Annotated in this window: 1 protein-coding gene; it reads left to right on the top strand. The window is 47.7% G+C overall.

Annotation, left to right across the window (positions count from 1 at the left end; all coding sequences use genetic code 11):
• The first annotated feature begins 99 nt into the window (after positions 1-99).
• A protein-coding gene (locus C162_RS37190) for an IS3 family transposase (RefSeq protein WP_442792484.1) occupies positions 100-1,433 on the top strand; the annotation gives its coding sequence in 2 pieces (ribosomal slippage) (positions 100-481 and positions 481-1,433; 1,335 coding nt in all).
• The last annotated feature ends 5 nt before the right edge of the window (positions 1,434-1,438 follow it).

Below are 1,438 nucleotides of genomic sequence, written 5' to 3'. Positions count from 1 at the left end.
TGAACTGTGACCCACAAGAAAGACACTTTGAAAAAAGTGACCATCTTGTGGGTCTTTTGTGTTTTAATCAGAATATTGGAAAAGGAGCGGGATAAGGCTGTGGGAAACTTAAATCGAACCCTATTTACGGAAGATATCATCAGAAGATTAGAGAAGAATCCAAATGTTCAGCGAGTATCCGAGACGAATATTTCGTATACTGCTGAGTTTAAGTTGGCGGCAGTGAAGGCCTACAACGAGGGGACACCCCCGTCAGAAATATTTCTTAGGGCGGGCTTTGACCTGGATCTCATCGGTTCTAAAAAACCAAAGCATAGTTTGAAACGCTGGAGAGATAGCTTTGCTAAATATGGTGAACTGGGACTACTGGAAGAACGGCGTGGCAAAGGCAGCGCTGGGCGAAAGCCTGCAAGTCCCTTGTCTGCTGACGAAGAACTGAAGCGCGCAAAGGCGAAGATCAAATTACTAGAAGCTGAGGTCGACTTTCTAAAAAAGCTCGAAGCGCTCGAACGGAACAAAGGAAGACCTTAACACCTTCGGAGCGCTACGAGATCATTTATTACACCCTGAGAGCCCATGGACTCAGCCGCATGACGCGTTATTTCTGTGAAGTCGCCGCCGTGAGCACCAGTGGCTATTACAGATGGCTGGGCTCCGAGCAAAGACGCCAACTTCGTACAGCCGACGACGAACGTGACCTTGTTCTTATTAAGCAACACTTCGACGCATTACAAGGAAGAGCTGGCGCTTTGGTGATTAAGATGCGTTTGGAGCACCTCAGCGGGGTCACCATGAACCACAAGAAGATTCGCCGATTAATGCGTAAGTTTAACCTTGTCGCGGCCATACGGCAAGCTAACCCGTACCGTAAGATGGCAAAGGCTACGCAGGAGCATCAGACCTGTGCAAACTTACTGAAACGCCAATTTGACCAGAACGAGCCGGAGAAAGTCTTTCTAACCGATATCACGTATCTGCGGTACGGAAACGGACAGTGGGCTTATCTTTCGTGCATAAAAGATGGAGCAACGAGACAAATTCTTGCCGACTGTGTAGCAGGGACACTAGAGTTACCACTCGTTGAAAAGACGATTCGGCGCCTGCTGGAACGGCTGGATGGAAACCTTCATCCAGAAGCCATTTTCCACTCCGATCAGGGCATGCACTACACGCATCCTAAAACTCGTCTTCTCATTGAGCAGGCAGGTTTTCAACAGTCCATGTCCCGTAAAGGGAACTGTTGGGATAATGCATCGATGGAGTCATTCTTTGGGCATATGAAAGATGAAATGAGCGTTCGAGATTGTCAGAATCTTACGGAAGTCAGGGCTCGTGTTTCGGAATATATTGCCTACTATAACTCCGAGCGATACCAATGGACATTAAAAAAGATGACTCCTGACGAATTCAGGAGTCATCTCCTAGCGAGCTAGCTCTA

Source organism: Paenibacillus sp. FSL R7-269 (genome assembly GCF_000517865.1).
In the GTDB taxonomy this organism is placed as follows: Bacteria; Bacillota; Bacilli; order Paenibacillales; family Paenibacillaceae; genus Paenibacillus_AQ.
Note: the sequence above shows the minus strand (reverse complement) of the source record. Positions and strands in the feature narration are given on the sequence as shown.